This is a genomic window from Corynebacterium sp. HMSC034A01 (assembly GCF_001838175.1).
Taxonomy (GTDB): domain Bacteria; phylum Actinomycetota; class Actinomycetes; order Mycobacteriales; family Mycobacteriaceae; genus Corynebacterium.
This window is the reverse complement of sequence record NZ_KV835974.1, coordinates 55,181-73,728: the sequence shown is the minus strand read 5'-3', so window position 1 is coordinate 73,728 and position 18,548 is coordinate 55,181. Positions and strand designations below refer to the sequence as shown.

17 protein-coding genes are annotated in these 18,548 nt (G+C 65.8%); 14 read left to right on the top strand and 3 right to left on the bottom strand.

Annotation, left to right across the window (positions count from 1 at the left end; translation table 11 throughout):
* Positions 1 to 108 precede the first annotated feature (108 nt).
* From tig to HMPREF2791_RS09000, 3 genes are all read left to right on the top strand, one after another.
* Positions 109 to 1,479 (top strand): trigger factor, encoded by a 1,371-nt coding sequence (tig, locus tag HMPREF2791_RS09010; RefSeq protein ID WP_070845082.1) that lies wholly within the window; start codon positions 109 to 111, stop codon positions 1,477 to 1,479.
* 424 nt (positions 1,480 to 1,903) lie between these two features.
* A complete protein-coding gene (locus HMPREF2791_RS09005) occupies positions 1,904 to 2,500 on the top strand; it encodes an ATP-dependent Clp protease proteolytic subunit (RefSeq protein WP_070473726.1) in 597 nt (198 codons plus the stop codon).
* A 30-nt stretch (positions 2,501 to 2,530) separates the two neighbouring features.
* Positions 2,531 to 3,151, top strand: coding sequence for an ATP-dependent Clp protease proteolytic subunit (locus tag HMPREF2791_RS09000; protein ID WP_034998194.1), 621 nt, complete (start codon positions 2,531 to 2,533; stop codon positions 3,149 to 3,151).
* 63 nt (positions 3,152 to 3,214) lie between these two features.
* Here the strand turns inward: HMPREF2791_RS09000 and HMPREF2791_RS08995 are convergent, their stop codons facing one another.
* Entirely contained in the window at positions 3,215 to 3,856 is a 642-nt protein-coding gene (locus tag HMPREF2791_RS08995) for a hypothetical protein (RefSeq protein WP_070473724.1), read from the bottom strand.
* Between the two features lie 186 nt (positions 3,857 to 4,042).
* Here HMPREF2791_RS08995 and clpX point away from each other — a divergent pair, with 186 nt between their 5' ends.
* Positions 4,043 to 5,323: an ATP-dependent Clp protease ATP-binding subunit ClpX gene (gene clpX, locus HMPREF2791_RS08990; protein WP_070473722.1), complete on the top strand. Its 1,281-nt coding sequence runs from the start codon at positions 4,043 to 4,045 to the stop codon at positions 5,321 to 5,323.
* Positions 5,324 to 5,341: 18 nt separating this feature from the next.
* Here the strand turns inward: clpX and HMPREF2791_RS08985 are convergent, their stop codons facing one another.
* Positions 5,342 to 6,067, bottom strand: coding sequence for a TetR/AcrR family transcriptional regulator (locus tag HMPREF2791_RS08985; protein ID WP_168160595.1), 726 nt, complete (start codon positions 6,065 to 6,067; stop codon positions 5,342 to 5,344).
* Positions 6,068 to 6,210: 143 nt separating this feature from the next.
* Between HMPREF2791_RS08985 and HMPREF2791_RS08980 the strand changes: the two genes are divergently transcribed.
* The 4 genes from HMPREF2791_RS08980 to HMPREF2791_RS08965 are packed head-to-tail and all read left to right on the top strand — an operon-like array spanning position 6,211 to position 11,832.
* A complete protein-coding gene (locus HMPREF2791_RS08980) occupies positions 6,211 to 7,164 on the top strand; it encodes a malate dehydrogenase (protein ID WP_070473719.1) in 954 nt (317 codons plus the stop codon).
* Positions 7,165 to 7,186: 22 nt separating this feature from the next.
* The gene (locus HMPREF2791_RS08975; RefSeq protein WP_070845081.1) at positions 7,187 to 9,916 is read left to right on the top strand and encodes a valine--tRNA ligase; all 2,730 of its coding nucleotides are present in this window, start codon (positions 7,187 to 7,189) and stop codon (positions 9,914 to 9,916) included.
* Positions 9,917 to 11,410 carry a bifunctional tetrahydrofolate synthase/dihydrofolate synthase gene (locus tag HMPREF2791_RS08970; protein WP_070473715.1) on the top strand — a complete coding sequence of 498 codons (1,494 nt, stop codon included), beginning with the start codon at positions 9,917 to 9,919 and terminating at the stop codon, positions 11,408 to 11,410.
* Complete coding sequence (locus HMPREF2791_RS08965; RefSeq protein ID WP_070473713.1) at positions 11,407 to 11,832, top strand: DUF4233 domain-containing protein; 426 nt, start codon at positions 11,407 to 11,409, stop codon at positions 11,830 to 11,832. Before HMPREF2791_RS08970 ends, HMPREF2791_RS08965 begins: the two co-directional genes overlap by 4 nt.
* Before the next feature lie 20 nt (positions 11,833 to 11,852).
* On the opposite strand, the gene HMPREF2791_RS08960 is transcribed toward HMPREF2791_RS08965, so the two are convergent.
* Positions 11,853 to 13,262: an AMP-binding protein gene (locus HMPREF2791_RS08960; protein WP_070845080.1), complete on the bottom strand. Its 1,410-nt coding sequence runs from the start codon at positions 13,260 to 13,262 to the stop codon at positions 11,853 to 11,855.
* A 25-nt stretch (positions 13,263 to 13,287) separates the two neighbouring features.
* On the opposite strand from HMPREF2791_RS08960, the gene HMPREF2791_RS08955 reads away from it, so the two are divergent.
* From HMPREF2791_RS08955 to rpmA, 6 genes are all read left to right on the top strand, one after another.
* The gene (locus HMPREF2791_RS08955) at positions 13,288 to 13,593 is read left to right on the top strand and encodes a hypothetical protein (protein WP_070473711.1); all 306 of its coding nucleotides are present in this window, start codon (positions 13,288 to 13,290) and stop codon (positions 13,591 to 13,593) included.
* A 28-nt stretch (positions 13,594 to 13,621) separates the two neighbouring features.
* A complete protein-coding gene (gene ndk / locus HMPREF2791_RS08950; RefSeq protein ID WP_070473709.1) occupies positions 13,622 to 14,032 on the top strand; it encodes a nucleoside-diphosphate kinase in 411 nt (136 codons plus the stop codon).
* Positions 14,033 to 14,170: 138 nt separating this feature from the next.
* On the top strand, positions 14,171 to 14,728 hold the full coding sequence (locus HMPREF2791_RS08945) for a TetR/AcrR family transcriptional regulator (RefSeq protein WP_168160594.1): 558 nt from the start codon (positions 14,171 to 14,173) through the stop codon (positions 14,726 to 14,728).
* Between the two features lie 188 nt (positions 14,729 to 14,916).
* A complete protein-coding gene (locus tag HMPREF2791_RS08940; RefSeq protein WP_070845078.1) occupies positions 14,917 to 17,679 on the top strand; it encodes a translation initiation factor IF-2 N-terminal domain-containing protein in 2,763 nt (920 codons plus the stop codon).
* 185 nt (positions 17,680 to 17,864) lie between these two features.
* Positions 17,865 to 18,170, top strand: a complete 306-nt coding sequence (gene rplU / locus HMPREF2791_RS08935) for a 50S ribosomal protein L21 (protein WP_070845077.1) — start codon at positions 17,865 to 17,867, stop codon at positions 18,168 to 18,170.
* A 20-nt stretch (positions 18,171 to 18,190) separates the two neighbouring features.
* The gene (gene rpmA, locus HMPREF2791_RS08930; protein ID WP_070473701.1) at positions 18,191 to 18,535 is read left to right on the top strand and encodes a 50S ribosomal protein L27; all 345 of its coding nucleotides are present in this window, start codon (positions 18,191 to 18,193) and stop codon (positions 18,533 to 18,535) included.
* The last annotated feature ends 13 nt before the right edge of the window (positions 18,536 to 18,548 follow it).

Sequence of the window (18,548 nt, the reverse complement as noted above, 5' to 3'; positions counted from 1 at the left end):
CGCAGGTTCAAATCCTGTCGCCCCGACCAAAGCGGGCCCGGGGATTCACGGGCCCGCCACATATAGACATCTGACAAACGTTGTTTCGATCTAGTACAGGAGAAATCCGTGAAGACTTCCGTCGACAAGCTCAGCGACACCCGCGTGAAGCTCAACGTCAGCGTGCCGTTCGACGAGCTGGGCAAGGAAATTGACCAGGCTTACAAGGCCATCGCCCAGCAGGTCAACATCCCGGGCTTCCGTCGTGGCAAGGCTCCGCGCCAGCTCATCGACGCTCGCTTCGGCCGCGGCCCGATCCTGGAGCAGGTTGTCAACGACATGCTGCCGACCCGCTACGAGCAGGCACTCGCGGAAAACGAGATTAACCCGCTGGGCCAGCCGGAGATCGAGGTCACCAAGATCGAGGACAACGACGTTGTCGAATTCACCGCTGAGGTCGATGTCCGCCCCGAGATCGAGGTGCCGGACTTCTCCAAGATTTCCGTGAAGGTCCCGGAGCTCAAGCTTGACGACGAAGCGGTCGACGCCGAGCTGGACACCCTCCGTGAGCGCTTCGGTGAGCTCAAGGACACCAAGCGCAAGCTGAAGACCGACGACTACGCGATCATCGACCTCGAAGCGACCGTCGACGGCGAGAAGCTCGACGATGCTTCCGCCGAGGGCCTGACCTACCGCGTCGGCGCCGACGACCTGATGAAGGGCCTGGACACCGCGCTGCGCGGCATGAAGACCGACGAGGACAACGAGTTCGAGTCCGAGATCAAGTACGGCGAGCACAAGGGCGAGAAGGCGACCGTGAAGGTCCACGTCCAGCAGACCAAGGAGCGCAAGCTTCCGGAACTTGACGACGACTTCGCTCAGATGGCGTCCGAGTTCGACACCGTCGAGGAGCTGCGCAACTCCACCCGTGAGCAGGTCGAGGAGAACGCCAAGGCAAAGCAGGCCGCGGACATCCGCGACGAGGTGCTCAAGGCTGCCCTGGCGGAGTCCAAGTTTGCCCTGCCGGAGTCCGTGGTGGACGAGCAGGTGCACAACCAGCTGCACCAGCTGCTGGGCCAGATGGCGCACGACGAGAACGCGTTCGCCCAGCTGCTCGAGGCTCAGGGCACGACCCGTGAAGGGTTTGACAAGCAGTCCCGCGAGCAGGCCGAAGAGTCCGTGCGCACCCAGCTGTTCCTCGACGCCGTGGCCGAGCAGGAGCAGCCGGAGGTCTCCCAGCAGGAGCTGACCGACCACATCCTGTTCACCGCACAGTCCTACGGCATGGACCCGAACCAGTTCGTGGCCCAGCTGCAGCAGTCCGGCCAGATTGCCAACCTGTTCTCCGACGTGCGCCGCGGCAAGGCCCTGGCCATCGCCATCTCCCGCACCCAGGTCGAGGACGAGGCCGGCAACAAGGTCGACCCGAACGAGTACTTCGGCGAGATCGACGAGGACGAGGCCGGCGAGGCTGAGACCACCGAGGCTGACGAGAAGTAGAAACTTCTCCCGCTAGCGAGCGGCCGGGGCGCGTCTGCCCCGGCCGCTTTTGCGTTTTCTGAGGCCCTTCGCCAGATTTGTTCACCCCCACGGACCGTGCCGGTGAATGAATTCCGTTTTAGTCGGATGGTTTGTTCACTTTCCCCAGGTGGCAAAAGCCCGGAACCCGGTTGATTCACGGCGCAGTGAACAAATCTCCCCGCGGAACCCCACCCCGACACTTCGCGGCGGAATCTGTCAGGCGGGCCTCAAACGCCCAGTTCGGTACAAATGGCTGCCGGAATCTGTCAGGAATCGGCAACTTGCACTCCAACCCCCACCCCAAAACCCGGCCCGTACGCCGGTAGCGAACAGGCTCGGAGTTACAGAATCACCCGAGTAGGGTAGTGGCGTTACCGGATGAACTAGCAAAGGAGCGTCTTACATGACTTCCCCGACCCAAGGCATGAACCTGGGAGACTCCGTTTATGAGCGTCTCCTCCGGGAGCGCATTATTTTCCTGGGCCAGCAGGTGGACGATGAGATCGCCAATAAGCTGTGCGCCCAGATTCTGCTGCTGTCGGCGGAGGATCCGACGCGCGATATCAACCTGTACATCAACTCGCCAGGCGGCTCTGTCACCGCCGGTATGGCGATTTACGACACGATGAAGTACTCCCCGTGCGACATCGCCACCTACGGCATGGGCCTGGCGGCGTCGATGGGCCAGTTCCTGCTCTCGGGCGGCACGAAGGGCAAGCGTTACGCTCTGCCGCACGCGCGCATTATGATGCACCAGCCGTCCGCGGGTGTCGGCGGCACCGCGGCCGACATTGCCATTCAGGCGGAGCAGTTCGCGGAGACGAAGCGCGAGATGGCGCAGCTCATCGCGGAGCACACGGGCCAGACCTTCGAGCAGATCACGAAGGATTCGGACCGCGACCGCTGGTTCAACGCCCAGCAGGCGAAGGAGTACGGCATCGTGGACCACGTCATCGAGAACGCAGCCCAGGCCGGCGAGCACTCCATCGGCGAGAACTAAGGCACACGAGGAATTAAGGAGACACCTATTATGACTTTCCAGATGCCCAACTCCCGCTACGTGCTGCCGCAGTTTTTGGAGGAAACGAGCTTTGGCACGAAGCAGATCGACCCGTACGGCAAGTTGTTCGAGGAGCGCATCGTCTTCCTGGGTACTCAGGTGGACGACACGTCGGCGAACGACATCATGGCGCAGCTTCTGGTGCTGGAGTCCCAGGATCCGGACCGCGACATCACGATGTACATCAACTCCCCGGGCGGTTCCTTCACCGCGCTGATGGCTATCTACGACACGATGCAGTACGTCCGCCCGGACGTGCAGACTGTCTGCCTCGGCCAGGCCGCGTCGGCCGCCGCAGTGATCCTCGCCGCCGGTGCGCCGGGTAAGCGCGCCGCGCTGCCGAATTCGCGTGTGCTGATCCACCAGCCGGCTACCCAGGGCACCCAGGGCCAGGTGTCTGATCTGGAGATTCAGGCCGCGGAAATTGAGCGCATGCGCCGCCTCATGGAGGACACGCTCGCGCACCACACCGGCCGCACCTCCGAGCAGGTCCGCATTGATACCGACCGCGATAAGATCCTGACCGCTTCTGAGGCTGTGGATTACGGCATCATCGACCAGGTCTTTGATTACCGCAAGCTCAACGGCTAAAAGCACATGAAAAACGCGCCCGGTTCGCTCCGGGCGCGTTTTGCTTTGCGACGAAACCTTCGGCTACTCCGCTTTATCCCCGGATGCCGGGTCGCAGAATGCCACGGCGTTGCGGATGGCCTCCGGCGCGGCTTCGAAGTCCTCGCGTGCCCAGCAGATATCGCCGTCGTCAGTGGTGGTCGGGTCGACGGAGACCCACCCTTGGCCCTTGGCTGCCCAGTAGTAGTCCTGGCCGTCGGAGGTGACGGTGCGGGCCCATTCGCGGTCGCAGAACGTGCTGTATTCCTGGCTTCCGCTGGCCTCGCCCTGGGTGGGCCAGGCGCAGGTGGCGCCCGGGCGGTCGTCGATGATGGTTTCGCGCACCGGCGCTGGCTCGCGCGCCTCGTTATTGGAGTTGTTCGAGCTGCGGGACTCGGAGCGCTTCGAGCTGGATTTTGTGGACGTGCGCGTGGACGACTTGGTGGACGAGCTTGTCGAGGACTTCTTGGTGGTGGAGGAGGAAGAGGTGGTCGTCTCCTCATCGTCCTCATCGTCGTCGGACTTGGTGGTCGTCGGCGTTGGGGTGGGGGTGATGCTGGTCTGTGGGAAGTCCAGCACGGGTTCCGCCAGGGGTTCTACGTCCGCGTTTGAGTCCGAGCAACCGGCCAGCAGCGACGCGGCGAGGGCGGCTGCGGCAAAGGCAGAGAAAGTGCGGCTGCGATTCACGGATCGGTTCCTTTCGGGGTACGCGTTAGGTAGCGCACCGGTGGGCACGATTGTTTAACGTGTACAGGCTAGCGGATGAGAATACGGGAAACCGCGTCATGGCCCCTTTGTGGCGTGAAAGCTATGGTTTGACGCAACGATTACACTCGGTTGGGATTGACCGAAGACGGGAGTAGATAGGCGCATATGGCAACTACGCACGACAGCGCGAACCTGCTCAAGTGCTCTTTTTGCGGGAAGAGCCAGCAGCAGGTGCGCAAGCTCATCGCCGGCGGCGGCGTCTACATCTGCGACGAGTGCATCGAGCTGTGCAACGAGATCATCGAGGAGGAGCTCGCCGGCGCGCAGAACAATAAGGGCGCGGACGACCCGGACCGTCTGCCGCGCCCGAGCGAGATCACGGCGTTTTTGGACGAGTACGTCATTGGCCAAGACACCGCGAAGCGGACGCTCGCGGTGGCGGTGTACAACCACTACAAGCGGATCAAGGCGGAAGGTTCCAATGTGTCCAGCCGCAAGCGGGACGAGGACGTGGAGATCGCCAAGTCCAACATCCTCCTGCTCGGCCCCACTGGCTCGGGCAAGACCTACCTGGCGCAGACGCTTGCGCGAATGCTGAATGTGCCGTTCGCCATCGCGGACGCCACCAGCCTCACCGAGGCGGGCTACGTGGGCGAGGACGTGGAGAATATCCTGCTGAAGCTTTTGCAGGCTGCGGATTTCGACGTCAACCGCGCGCAGCAGGGCATCATCTACGTTGACGAGGTGGACAAGATCTCGCGCAAGTCCGAGAACCCGTCCATTACCCGCGACGTCTCCGGTGAGGGTGTGCAGCAGGCGTTACTGAAGATCCTGGAGGGCACCACCGCATCGGTGCCGCCGCAGGGCGGGCGCAAGCACCCGAACCAGGAGTTCATCCAGGTGGACACCACGAACATCCTGTTCATCGTCGCGGGCGCCTTTGCGGGGCTGGACAAGGTGGTCGCGGAGCGTGTGGGTAAGAAGGGCATCGGCTTCGGCGCGGAGATCGACTCGAAGGAGCAGCGCGACGAGGCGGACCTGCTCGCCCAGGTGCAGCCGGGCGATCTGGTGAAGTTCGGTCTGATCCCGGAGTTCATCGGCCGTCTGCCGATCCTCGCGCACGTGAACGACTTGGACCGCGATTCGATGAAGCGTGTGCTCACGGAGCCGAAGAACTCGCTGGTAAAGCAGTACCAACGCCTGTTTGCCATGGACGGCGCGGAGCTGACCGTCACTGACGGGGCGCTCGGTGTGATCGCCGATAAGGCGGCGGAGCGCAAAACGGGCGCGCGCGGTCTGCGCGCGATTATGGAGGAGCTGCTCGTTCCCATCATGTACGAGCTGCCAGACCGCGAAAACGTCGCGGAGGTTGTGGTCGATGAGGCTGCGGCCCTCGGCGAGGGGGAGCCGAAGTACATCGAGGCCGAGGAGAAGCAGTCAGCTTAGGAGCGCACCTTCGGCCCGTTAGACGATCCGGCCTTCGTCGCCGTAGATGTCGAACAGTTCGTCCGGCTCCGCGTCCTCGGTAGGTGTCGGGGTGGCTTCGAGGTAGGACTCGTAGCCGGAGTACGAGATGTTTGAGGTCAGAAACGCCAGCACGGTGTCGATGACCATGCGGCGCATGCCGTCGACGTTGCGGCGGCTTTCGACGTCGACGCCGAAGACGTGTTTGGCGGTGGCGGCGTTGCCGACGCGGTACAGGCACAGCGACGAGATTAGGGTGAGCAGGTCCACCGCGGTGATGCCGGGGCGGAACGCGCCGGCGTCCTGGCCGGCGAGCAGGAGCCGCTCGGCGTGGAGGGTGACGTCGCGCACGCCGGCGAGTGCCGAGGCGTCTTCGGCCGCTACAGCCGGGTCCAAGTTTTCCCGCAGGATCAGTTGCACGGCGTCGGGGTTGTGCAAAAAGGCGTGGTAGAGCGCGTCGACGAAGCGGCGCATCCCTTCTACCGGGACGGCGTGCGAGCGGTTGAGGATGTTTTCCGGCGGCGCGAGCTGTTCCAGTGCGAGGCGCAGCGCCGCGGCGTAGAGGCCGCGCTTGTCGCCGAAGTGGTAGTGGATCATCCGTTTGGTCATGCCGGTTTTCTTGGCCAGCGTTTCCACTTTCGCGCCGGTGTAGCCTTTGCGGGCGAATGCGGCCAGGGCGGCGCGGACCACGGCGTCAGGGGAGGTCACGTCGGCACCGTCGGTCACGTCCATCCCCTTTCGTTTGAAATACCCCTCAATCGTGCACCAGATGCCCACTCTCGGGCGTATAGCCGTGAAATTCCGCCCCGGCCGGGGGTAGATTATCTGTGAGTCAACGCACACGACGTACGAGAAGAGGAGAAAGACATATGGCAAAGATCGTGGTCACCGGTGCCGCCGGCAACATCGCCTACTCCCTGTTGTGGCGCATCGCCGCCGGCGACGTCTTCGGCGACGAGCCGGTGGATCTGACCCTGCTGGAGATCCCGGCCGCGGTGCGCGCCGCGGAGGGCACCGCGATGGAGCTTGCGGATTCCGCGCTGCCGCTGGTGGGCAACATCGAGGTCACCGACGATGCCGCCAAGGCCTTCGACGGGGCAGAGGCCGCCTTCTTAGTCGGCGCGAAGCCGCGCGGCAAGGGCGAGTCCCGCTCGGACATGCTCGTCGCCAACGGCCAGATCTTCAAGCGCCAGGGCGAGGCCATCAACAACGGCGCCGCCGACGGCATTCGCGTCCTGGTGGTGGGCAACCCGGCCAACACCAACGCCTATATCGCGTCAAAGGCGGCGCCGGACGTGCCGAAAGACCGCTTCAACGCGCTGATGCGCCTGGACCACAACCGGGCGCAGTCGATGTTGGCGGACCGGCTGCAGGTGCCGTCGAGAAGCATTGAGCGCCTCGTGGTGTGGGGCAACCACTCGGACACGCAGTTCCCGGACGTCACCTACGCCACCGTCGACGGCGCCCCGGTGGAGGTGGAGCGCGATTGGTACACCGAGGAGTTCATCCCGCGCGTGGCCAAGCGCGGCGCGGAGATCATCGAGGTGCGCGGCAAGTCCTCCGCGGCATCCGCGGCCTCGGCGTCGGTGGACCACATGCGCGACTGGGTGCAGGGCACCGATGGGCGGTGGGCGACGGTCGCGTTGCCGTCGACAGGCGAGTACGGCGTGGACGAGGGCCTCATGTTCGGCTTCCCGGCCGTAAGCGACGGCAGCTGGCGGGTCGTCGAGGGGCTCGAGCTTAACGACGACCAAAGGACCCGTCTCAACACCAACATCGAGGCCCTGCGGAAGGAAGCCGCCATCGCCGACAAGCTGTTTTAGGGCGCTGGTTAAGATAGGGCGCGTGACTGAGACGAACGATCTGAACCGCGCGAACCAACTGCCCAAGTCGTGGGAGCCCAGCGCCCACGAACGCGACCTGTACGAGGGCTGGGTCGACGCCGGGTATTTCACGGCGGATCCGCAGTCGGACAAGCCCGCGTACTCGATCGTGCTGCCGCCGCCGAACGTGACCGGCCAGCTGCACATGGGCCACGCGCTCGACCACACGCTGATGGATTCTTTGGTGCGCCGCAAGCGCATGCAGGGCTTCGAGGTGCTGTGGCTGCCGGGCATGGACCACGCCGGCATCGCCACCCAGACCAAGGTGGAGGCCAAGCTCAAGGCGGAGGAAGGCAAGGACCGCTACGACTACGGGCGCGAGGAATTCATCGAGCGCGTGTGGGAGTGGAAGCAGCAGTACGGCGGCACGATCACCACGCAGATGCGCGCCATCGGCGACTCGGTGGACTGGTCGCGGGAGCGCTTCACGCTTGACGACGGCCTGTCGCGCGCCGTGCAGACCATCTTCAAAAAGCTCTACGATCGCGGCCTGGTCTACCGCGACTACCGCCTGGTCAACTGGTCGCCGGTGCTGGAAACTGCCGTCTCCGACATTGAGGTGGTGTACAAGGACGTCGAGGGCGAGTTCGTCTCCATCCGCTACGGCTCGCTGAACGACGACGAGCCGCACCTGGTCGTCGCCACCACCCGAGTGGAGACAATGCTTGGCGACGTCGCGATCGCCGTCCACCACGACGACGAGCGCTACGCCGACCTGATCGGCCAGGTCTTCCCGCACCCGCTGCGCGAGGACCTGCAAATTGAGGTCATCGCCGACGACTACGTGGACATGGAACTGGGCACCGGTGCCGTGAAGATCACCCCGGCGCACGACCCGAACGACTACGAGATGGGCCTGCGCCACAACCTGGACATGCCGATCATCATGGACGAGAAGGGCCGCATCGCCGATACCGGCACCCGCTTCGACGGCATGACGCGCGAGGACGCCCGCGTGGCTGTGCGCGAGGCGCTGGCGGAGCAGGGCCGCATTGTCAAGGAAGTGCGCCCGTACGTGCACTCCGTGGGCCACTCGGAGCGCTCCGGCGAGCCGATCGAGCCGCGCTTGTCCCTGCAGTGGTTTGTCAAGGTCGACGAGTTGGCAAAGATGTCCGGTGACGCCGTGCGCTCCGGCGACACCAAGATCCACCCAGAATCCATGGAGAAGCGCTACTTCGACTGGGTGGACAACATGCACGACTGGACGATCTCGCGCCAGCTGTGGTGGGGCCACCGCATCCCGATCTGGTACGGCCCGGAGGACGAGAACGGCGAGCGCGACGTGGTCTGCGTCGGCCCCGACGAGGAGCCGCCGGCAGGCTACGAGCAGGACCCGGACGTGCTGGACACCTGGTTCTCCTCCGCCCTTTGGCCGTTTTCCACCATGGGTTGGCCGGAAAAGACCCCGGAGCTGGAGAAGTTCTTCCCCACCACGGTGCTGGTCACCGCCTACGACATTCTGTTCTTCTGGGTGGCGCGCATGATGATGTTCGGCACCTTCGCCGGGCAGGAAACTCCTGAAATCCTTGGCGAGGGTGCAGACGGCCGCCCGCAGATCCCCTTTGAGCATTTGTACCTGCACGGCCTGGTACGCGATGAAAAAGGCCGCAAGATGTCCAAGTCCCTGGGCAACGGCATCGACCCGATGGACTGGGTGGAGCGCTACGGTGCGGATGCGCTGCGCTTCGCCCTGGCCCGCGGGGCGAACCCGGGCGTGGACCTGCCGATCGGCGACGACCACGCCACCGCCGCCCGCAACTTCGCCACCAAACTCTTCAACGCCACCAAGTTCGCCCTGATGAACGGCGCGCACGTCGGCGAGCTGCCGGCGCGCGACGAGCTCACGGACGCGGACCGCTGGATCCTGGACCGCGCCGAGGAAGTGCGCGCCAAGGTGGACGCCTACCTGGACGACTACCAGTTTGCCAAGGCCAACGAGCTGCTCTACCACTTCGCGTGGGACGAGCTGTGCGACTGGTACCTGGAAATTGCCAAGACGCAAATTCCGCGGGACGAGGCTGACGCCTCGTCGGAGGAGAAGGACCGAGGCGAGACCACCAAGGTCGTGCTCGGCCGCGTCCTCGACGTCGTGCTGCGTCTGCTGCACCCGACCATGCCGTTCATCACTGAGGTGCTGTGGAAGGCGCTCACCGGCGAGGCAACCGTCACCATCGCGCCGTGGCCGACCGCGGACGACACCAACGGCGGCGCCGAGACCGACACCCAGGCACGCACCCGCGTCGAAGACGCGATCAAGCTCATCACCGAGCTGCGCCGCTTCCGCTCCGACCAGGGCGTCAAGCCCTCGCAGAAGGTGCCGGCCCGCGTGGACTTCGCGTCCGCGGACCTGGCAGAGCTGGAGGACGTGGTCCGCCAGATTGCCAGGGTGGAAAAGCCGGGGGAGGACTTTAGCGCGTCGGCAAGCATTGAAATGCGCCTCAGCAAAGCCAACCTCGACGTGGCGCTGGACACCTCCGGCACCGTCGACGTCGCCGCAGAGCGCAAGCGCCTGGAAAAGGAGCTCGCCGCGGCGCAGAAGGAGCTGGACACCACAGGCGCGAAGCTTGCCAACGAGCAGTTCCTGGCCAACGCGCCGGAGCCCGTGGTGGAAAAGATCAAGGTGCGCCAGCAGGTCGCGCAGGAAGAGTTCGAGCGCGTCACCGCACGCCTGGAACAGCTGCCGGAGGCCTAAGTGGCGGACAATGATTTTGAGCTGCCCGAACTTCCCGAGCAGTACGACATCCAGCAGACCGACGCCGGTCTGACGCTCAACCTCGGCGCGCCGGGGGAGGGCAACGACACCGACGCGCTCGCCCCGCGCGGCGTGAGTGAGGAAGACCTCGTCGCGCTCGCGCAGGTGGAGGCCGAGCTCACCGCCCGCTGGCCGGAAACGGACATCGACCCGAGCCTCGAGCGCATCGAGCTGCTCATGGATTTCCTCGGCGAGCCGCAGAAATCCTTCAAGGTCATCCACGTCGCCGGCACCAACGGCAAGACCTCGACGGTGCGGATGGTGGAGTCGCTTTTGCGCTCGTTTGGCAACCGCGTGGGCCGCACGACCAGCCCGCATCTGCAGTCCGTCACCGAGCGCATCGGCATCGACGGCGAACCGATCCACCCGGCGGATTTCGTGCGCATTTACCGCGAGATCGAGCCGTACATCCAGATGGTGGACGAGCGCACCGGCGTGCCCATGAGCTACTTCGAGGTCATGGTGGGCCTCGCCTTCGCGGCCTTTGCGGATGCGCCTGTCGACGTCGCCGTGGTCGAAGTCGGCATGGGCGGGCGTTGGGACGCCACCAACGTGGTCGACGCGGACGTGGACGTGATCATGCCCGTCGGCCTGGACCACACCGACTACCTGGGCGAGACGATTGGGGAGATCGCGGGCGAGAAAGCCGGGATTATCCGCAGCGCGGACGCCGTGGCCGTGATCGGCCAGCAGGAACAGGACGCGATGCGGGTGATCCTGGAGCGCACCGTCGACATCGGCGCGCCGGTGGCCCGCTTCGGCCAGGAGTTCGGCGTGGCCGCCAGCGAAGTGGCCGTGGGCGGGCAGACGCTCACGCTCAAGGGCCTATCCGGCGAGTACGCCGACGTGTTCATCCCGCTGTCCGGGCCGCACCAGGCCCACAACGCCTCGATGGCGCTGGCGGCGGTGGAGGCGTTCTTAGGCGCGTCGTCGGAACGCACGCTCGACGCGGACACCTTGCGCGAAGGTTTCGCCGCCACCACCTCGCCGGGCCGGCTGGAGCGCGTGCGCGCCACCCCGACCACCTTCATCGACGCCACCCACAACCCGCACGGCGCCCAGGCGCTCGCGGCGGCGCTGGAGCGCGACTTCGACTTCACCCGCCTGATCGGCGTGCTCGGCATTTTGGGCGACAAGGACGCCCGGGGCATCATGGAGGCGCTTGAGCCCGTGCTCACCGAGGTGGTGATCACACAGAACACCTCGCCGCGCGCAACGGACGCCTACGAGCTGGCGGACACCGCCCGCGAAGTCTTCGGCGACGAGCGCGTGCACGTCGAGGAGCACCTGCCATCCGCCTACGAGCTCGCCGTTGAGCTGGCGGAAGAGGCGCTCGCCGAGGTGGGCGTGCAGTCCGGCTCCGGCGTGATCATCACCGGCTCGGTGGTCACCGCCGGCGAGGCCCGCGCCATGTTTGGAAAGGATCCGCAATGACACCCAAAAACCAGCAGATGGGCCCGCTCGGCCCTGGCAAGGCGCCGGTCAAGGACCCGATGTCGGGGCTGACCGGTGTGCTCGCCGGCACGCTGATCATGGAGGCCATCACGGTTCTGCTTATCCTCACCGTCATCCTCAAAGTCGACGGTGGCGAGCACTGGACCACCTTCAACTGGGTCTACATCACCGTGATCGGGCTGGCGCACGTGGTCATGGCGTTCTTCCAGAAGAAGCCGGCCGCGCTGTGGATCGACCTGGCGCTGCAGATCCCGCTGATCTTCGGCTTTTTCATCCACTGGTCCGTGACGGCGGTGGGCATCATCTTCGGCATCGTCTGGTACTTCGTCATCCGCATGCGCTCCGAGATTGTCCAGCGCATGCGCGGCGGCTACCTCACCACCCAGCACTTGGGCACGTAGGGGGCACGTAGAGGGGGCGCTTAAAGGTCCTTGCGCAAAATCTTGCCGGCGGCGTTGCGGGGGATCGCGTCCACGAACGCCACGGCGCGCACCTTTTTGTAGGCGGTCACCCTAGCTGCGACCCACTCCATCACCTCGGTTTCGCTCAAAAGCCCTTGCTTTACGACGAACGCCTTCGGCACCCCGCCGCGCTCGGCCACAGCCACATCATCGATCTGCGGGTGCGTGAGCAGGAGCGCCTCGAGTTCGGCTGGGGCGATCTGGAACCCGTGGTACTTGAACACGTCTTTGGCGCGGTCCACGACCGTGACCGTCGCATCCGGGTTCACCCGCGCGATGTCGCCGGTGCGCAGCCAGCCGTCCACGATGGCGTTGCGGGTGGCCTCCGGGTTGCCCAGGTAGCCGCGCATGATTTGGGGGCCGCGGACGTGCAGTTCCCCGTCTGCACCGTCGGCGATTTCTGCGCCGGTGTCCATGTCCACCACGCGGAAGTCCGTGTTGGGGATGGCGAACCCGATGGTGCCTGGGTTGGACTTGCCGGCGATGCCGACGTGGGTCACCGGCGAGGACTCGGTGGTGCCGTAGCCCTGCAGCATGACTATGCCCAGGCGGTCTTCCACGCGGCGGGCCAGCGCCTCGTCCAAGGGGGCGGCGCCGCAGACCATGTGGGCGCATGCGGCGAAATCGGCCGGGTCGACGGCGGGCGAGTTCGCCAGCGCCAGCGCGATCGGCGGGGCGATGAAACTCAGCTCGATGTCGTGCTCGCAGTGGGCGCGCGCGAACCCGCCGAGGTCGAAGCGCGCGGCGGTGAACACGTGCCGGCCCGCGGCCAGCGACGACAACAGCAGTGTGTTTAACCCGTAAATGTGGGAAAACGGCAGGGGAGCGGCTACCCGCGTGCCCTCGCCGATGCCGCTGGCGGCCAGCGCCGCGTTGAACTGCACAGCGTTGGCGGTAATGGAGCGGTGGGTCAGCTCCACCCCCTTGGGCAGGCCGGTCGTGCCGGAGGAAAACGGAATGGCTGCCACCGAATCGGGGTCCGCCGGCGCGAAGCTGAAAGCTGGCCCGGGGGCGAGATCGCCCGGCTCGACACGGTGGGTGACGCCGGCGAGGGTGGCAAGGCGCGACGCTTCGACGTCGATAAGCGAATGCCCGATCAGGCACGCCGCCGCACCCGTGCGCGCGACGGCGAGCAGTGCGACCGCAAAGTCGATGGAGTTGGGCAGACGCAGCGCAACGACACTGCCCGGGCCCACGCCGCGGCTGCGCATGCGGGTGGCGGCGGCGTCCGCGAGCGCGCCGAGCTCGTCGTAGGTGATGGTGCGGCCGGTGTCGTACTCGGTGATCGCGGGCCGGTCGCCGAGGGGGACCAGGCGGTCGAGCGGAACGCCGGGCAGCGCGACATCCGGCAGGGGAGAGCTGTGCACCATGGGCAACAAGGCTACGGTATGGCCCATGCGCATCGTGAGTTTTGCCCTGGCCGCCGTGTTCTCCATCGTCGCGGTGGTGGCCGTCTACACCACCCTGCCCGGGTGGGTGGGCACAGCGGCGATCGTCGCCGCCGGGCTGTTTCTGATGCTCGGGTTCTACGAGCAGTACACACGCCGCGAAGATGTCGCACCCGAGCTTGACGACGAACAACGCGCCACCGTCCTGCGCATGAAGGAGGAAGGCAACTTCCAGCTGGCGGTGCAGCAGGTACAGCTGTGGTTCCGCAACACCACGCCGGAAGACGCAGCGCGCATCGTACGCGAGGCGTAAATACGACTTTGGGGTAAGATTTTGGGCTATGACTGAACGCACTCTGATCCTGATCAAGCCCGACGGTGTTGCAAACGGCCACGTCGGCGACATCATCTCCCGCATCGAGCGCAAGGGCCTGAAGCTGGTTGAGCTGGACCTGCGCACCGCAGACCGCGAGACCGCTGAGAAGCACTACGCGGAGCACAAGGACAAGCCGTTCTTCGGCGAGCTGGTGGACTTCATCACCTCCGCCCCGCTGGTTGCAGGCATCGTCGAGGGTGAGCGCGCCATCGAGGCGTGGCGCCAGCTGGCCGGCGGCACCGACCCGGTGTCCAAGGCCACCCCGGGCACCATCCGCGGCGACTTCGCACTGTCTGTGGCGGAGAACGTCGTGCACGGTTCCGACTCGCCGGAGTCCGCCGAGCGCGAGATCGGCATCTGGTTCCCGAACCTCTAAGCGCGTGTTTTCCAACACCGCAGCCGCCTGGCTGCGGTGTTTTTTCACGTCTCAGGCGGGGGAATTTCGGCCGCGCCGGACCAACTGTTGTATAAATAGAGTTGCATGTAATCCGCATAGTGAGAAAGGTTGACGGTGGTGGCATCTCGCAGCGAGCAGGCACGGGCGGTGGAGAAGCGCTCTGCGATCCTGGATGCGGCGATCGGCCTGTTGCTTACTGAAGGGGTGAAGGGGCTGACGCATCGGCAGGTCGCGGCAGTGGCGTCGGTGCCGGTCGGCTCCATCGGCTACTACTACTCCTCACGCAACAAGCTCGTGGCCACCTGCTTCGAGCGGCTCGTGCAGGGGCGTATCGACGCCTACGAGCGCGCAACAGCGCAAGAAGTGGATCTCTCGGACCCGGTGCAGCTGGCGGAAGCCGTCGTCGACGTGGTGGCCTGCGGACAGCCGGAGCGCGCGGGCGCGGTGGTCACCGCCTTCGTCGAGGCGCACCGTGAAGCCGACGAGGTTGGCGAATACGTCCGCCGCGCCCTGGAAGAGGTGAAGCGGCTCATTGCGGACCTGTTGCAGCGCGCCGGCGTGGATTTCAACGCCGCGCGCGTGCTGCAGATCGTGGTGGGGGCGGCGCTGACCGAAAGCCACGAGAACGCCCCCGTCGCTGCCGTGGCGGATCTGCTGCGGCTGGCCGAGAAGTAGTCCTCGCCCCGCACCCCAGTCTGCGCTGTGCCACAATGGTGGGCGCAGGCGCCGCGCTCGCGGCGCTAGGAAACTTTCACATGTACCGCACCGTGGGGTTCGCCGCGCGGCCGCTTTCGGCACCGATGTGCCAGCGCCCGGCCCGCCCCAGCGGGCTGCGGCTGAGCAAAATTGGAGAGTGACGCACATTGGCTGGTCACAAGAATATTTATGCCGCATTCGACCGTTCTCAGCTGGCGGAGAAAACCCGCGTGTTCACCCTGGCGAAGGCCCTCGGCGTGCCGTCGAAGGAGCTCGTGGTTGCGCTGTCGGAGCTCGGCGTGGTCAAGGTGGCGCAGTCCACGCTGACGCGCGCTGAGAGCGAGCAGCTTCTCGACGCACTCGCGAACTCCGCCGAAGCCGCCGACAACACAGGTGCCGACGAAAGCGCAGACGCCGCGGACGAGAAGATCCGCCAGCGCGTGCGCAAGGACGTGGAAAACGAGATCCACCAGATCGAGGAGAAGGTCGAGGCTGACCTGCGCGAGAGCCCGCTCACCGACGTGGAGCCGGAGATCACCCCGGTGCCGGAGGAAACCACCAACCGCGCCCCCGTGTTCAAGGCGCCGGAGCGCAAGCGCCGCCGCGCCACCCGCCAGGCCGCCCCGAGCGAGGAGAAGGAGCCCAAGCCTATCGACGAGGCTTCGCCGGAGGACGTCGATACGCAAGAGCCTGAAGTCATCGAAGAGCCGAAGGCGATCAAGGGCTCCTCGCGCCTGGAGGCGCAGCGCCGCCGCCGCAGCGAGAAGCGCGAAGAACAGCGCAAACGCTCCCGCATTGTCAGCCAAGCCGAGTTCCTGGCGCGCCGCGAATCCGTGGAGCGCCACATGGTGGTGCGCGAGCGCGACCGCCACGACGGCCACGGCAAGATCACCCAGGTAGGCGTGCTCGAAGACGGGCTGCTGGTGGAGCACTTCGTCACTGCCGAAAGCCAGTCCTCGATGATCGGCAACATCTACCTAGGCCGCGTGCAGAACGTGCTGTCCAGCATGGAGGCCGCGTTCATCGACATTGGGCAAGGCCGCAACGGCGTGCTCTACGCATCCGAGGTGGACTGGAAGGCCGCTGGCCTGGGCGGGCGCTCGCGCCGCATCGAGCAGGCGCTGAAATCCGGCGACCAGGTGCTGGTGCAGGTGACCAAGGACCCGGTCGGCCACAAGGGCGCGCGCCTGACCACCCAAATCTCGCTTGCCGGACGCTACCTGGTGTACGTGCCGGGCGGGCGCAGCGCGGGCATTTCCCGCAAGCTGCCGGCGCCGGAGCGCAAGCGTCTGAAGGAGATTCTGAACAACGTCGTGCCCGGCAAGGGCGGCGCAATCATCCGCACCGCCGCCGAAAACGTGCCGGAAGAAGCCATCGCGGCCGACGTGAACCGCCTGCACAACCAGTGGACCGCCATCCAAGACCAGGCGGAGAAGGAAAAGGCGTCGAAGGGTGCGAAGCCGGTCACCCTCTACGAGGAGCCGAACATCCTGGTCAAGGTCGTGCGCGACCTGTTCAACGAGGACTTCACGTCGCTCATCGTGGACGGCCGCAAACCGTGGAACACCGTCCACGCCTACGTGCAGTCCGTCGCCCCGGACCTTCTGGACCGGCTGGAGAAGTTCGACCGCTCCGCACACGACGGCAAGGACGCCTTCGAGGTCCACCGCATCGACGAGCAGCTGCAGAAGGCGCTGTCGCGCACCGTGTGGCTGCCGTCCGGCGGCACTCTGGTCATCGACCGCACCGAGGCCATGACCGTCATCGACGTCAACACCGGCAAGTTCACCGGCTCCGGCGGCTCGCTGGAGGAGACGGTGACCTCCAACAACCTGGAGGCCGCCGAGGAGATCGTGCGCCAGATCCGCCTGCGCGACATCGGCGGCATGATCATCATCGACTTCATCGACATGATCCTGCCCGAAAACCAGGACCTTGTGCTGCGCCGCCTCAACGAGGCTCTCGGCCGCGACCGCACCCGCCACCAGGTCTCCGAAGTCACCTCCCTGGGCTTGGTGCAGATGACCCGCAAGCGCCTGGGCAACGGGCTGCTGGAGACCTTCTCCACCGAGTGCGAGTGCTGCGGCGGCCGCGGCATCATCGTCACCGATGATCCTGTCGAGCACGACCCGTACTCCGAACGCGGCCGCGAGGAGCGTCCGAAGCGCCGTTCGCGTGACGACGAGCGCCGCTCCTCCCGCAGCCGGAACAAGCACGCGGACGCGGAGCACGACTCGCCACGCGGTGCCCACACCGAAAGCGACACCGGCCGTAGCGAAAAGCCGTCGCGCGGCTCGCGCCGCTCCAAGCGCAAGCAGCTCAACGAAGACGAGATGGACAACCTGCTCAACTCGATCTTCAGCGACGACAGCAACGCAGACACCGCCGCCGACAACGCGGACACCACCGATACTGCGGACGCTCCCGACGCTGCCGACAGCGGCGCTGAAGGCCGACGCCGCTCCACGCGCCGCCGCGGCCGCCGCGGAGGCAACCGCGGGCGCGGCCCCCAGACGGGCGACCAGCAGCGTGACGCACGCAATGAGCGGGAAGACCGCCCCAAAAAGGAGGCCCCGCAGCAGAGCTTCGAGGAGGCCGTCGAGGAGTTCGATAACTCACCGCGCCGCAAGCGCCGCACCCGCGGCAACTCGCGCTCGGATGTGCGCCCCCGCCGCGGGGACTACCCGGATGCCACCCAGAAAACCGCCGCAGCGCCCGCCGGCTCCGACGCCGATAATGCTAAGCCTGCCAAGAAGGAGAAGTCGGCGGCGGGCCGTCGCGGTCGCCGCCGCGCCGTGCGCAAGTCCAACGCCACCTCGGCAGCGGCCGCCAACGCACGTGTGGCGAAGTCGGAGACGGAGCCGCGTCGAGAAGCAAAGGCGCCTTCCCCGCGGCGCGGACGCAGGCGCGCCACACGCCGCAGCAGCTAACGCGGTTTGGTAAAGCGCATGGTGCCGGTGTAGTCTTGCCGAGTCGCTGTTTCGGGGCGTGCCGCCTCGTTGCCTACGCATGCGGGCACGGCAGGCTCACGATAGGCCCCGAAGCGCTAAAACTGTTCCATTTCCGCCCCCGAGCATGCAGGGGGCGGGCGAGTAGAGATAAGGGGTAACCCTCTATGTACGCGATCGTCAAGACCGGCGGCAAGCAGTACAAGGTTGCCGAGGGCGACCTCGTCAAGGTCGAGAAGCTTGAGGGTGAAGCAGGCGACAAGGTCGAACTCACCCCGATCCTTCTCGTTGATGGCGCAGACGTCACCTCCGGTGCCGACGCACTGTCCAAGGTCAACGTGACCGCAGAGATCGTCGAGCACGGCCGTGACAAGAAGGTCGACATTCTGAAGTACAAGAACAAGACCGGCTACAAGGTCCGCCAGGGCCACCGCCAGCCGCAGACCACCGTCAAGATCACCGGCATTAAGTAACCACTAGGAGAAATTGAACAATGGCAACCAAGAAGGGTGCATCCAGCTCCTCGAACGGTCGTGACTCTGAGTCCAAGCGCCTCGGTGTGAAGCGCTTCGGTGGCCAGCAGGTCAAGGCCGGCGAGATCCTCGTCCGTCAGCGCGGCACCAAGTTCCACCCGGGCGACAACGTCGGCCGCGGCGGCGACGACACGCTGTTCGCACTGACCGCAGGCTCCGTCCAGTTCGGCATCAAGCGTAAGCGCCGCATCGTCAACATCGTCCCGGCCGACGGCCAGGGTGTTGCTTCCGAGGTCCTCGAGCAGGCCGAGGCAGCAGGCGTTGTCGACGAAGGCACCGCCGAAGAGGCAACCGCCACCGCGTAACCGCGAGGCGTCA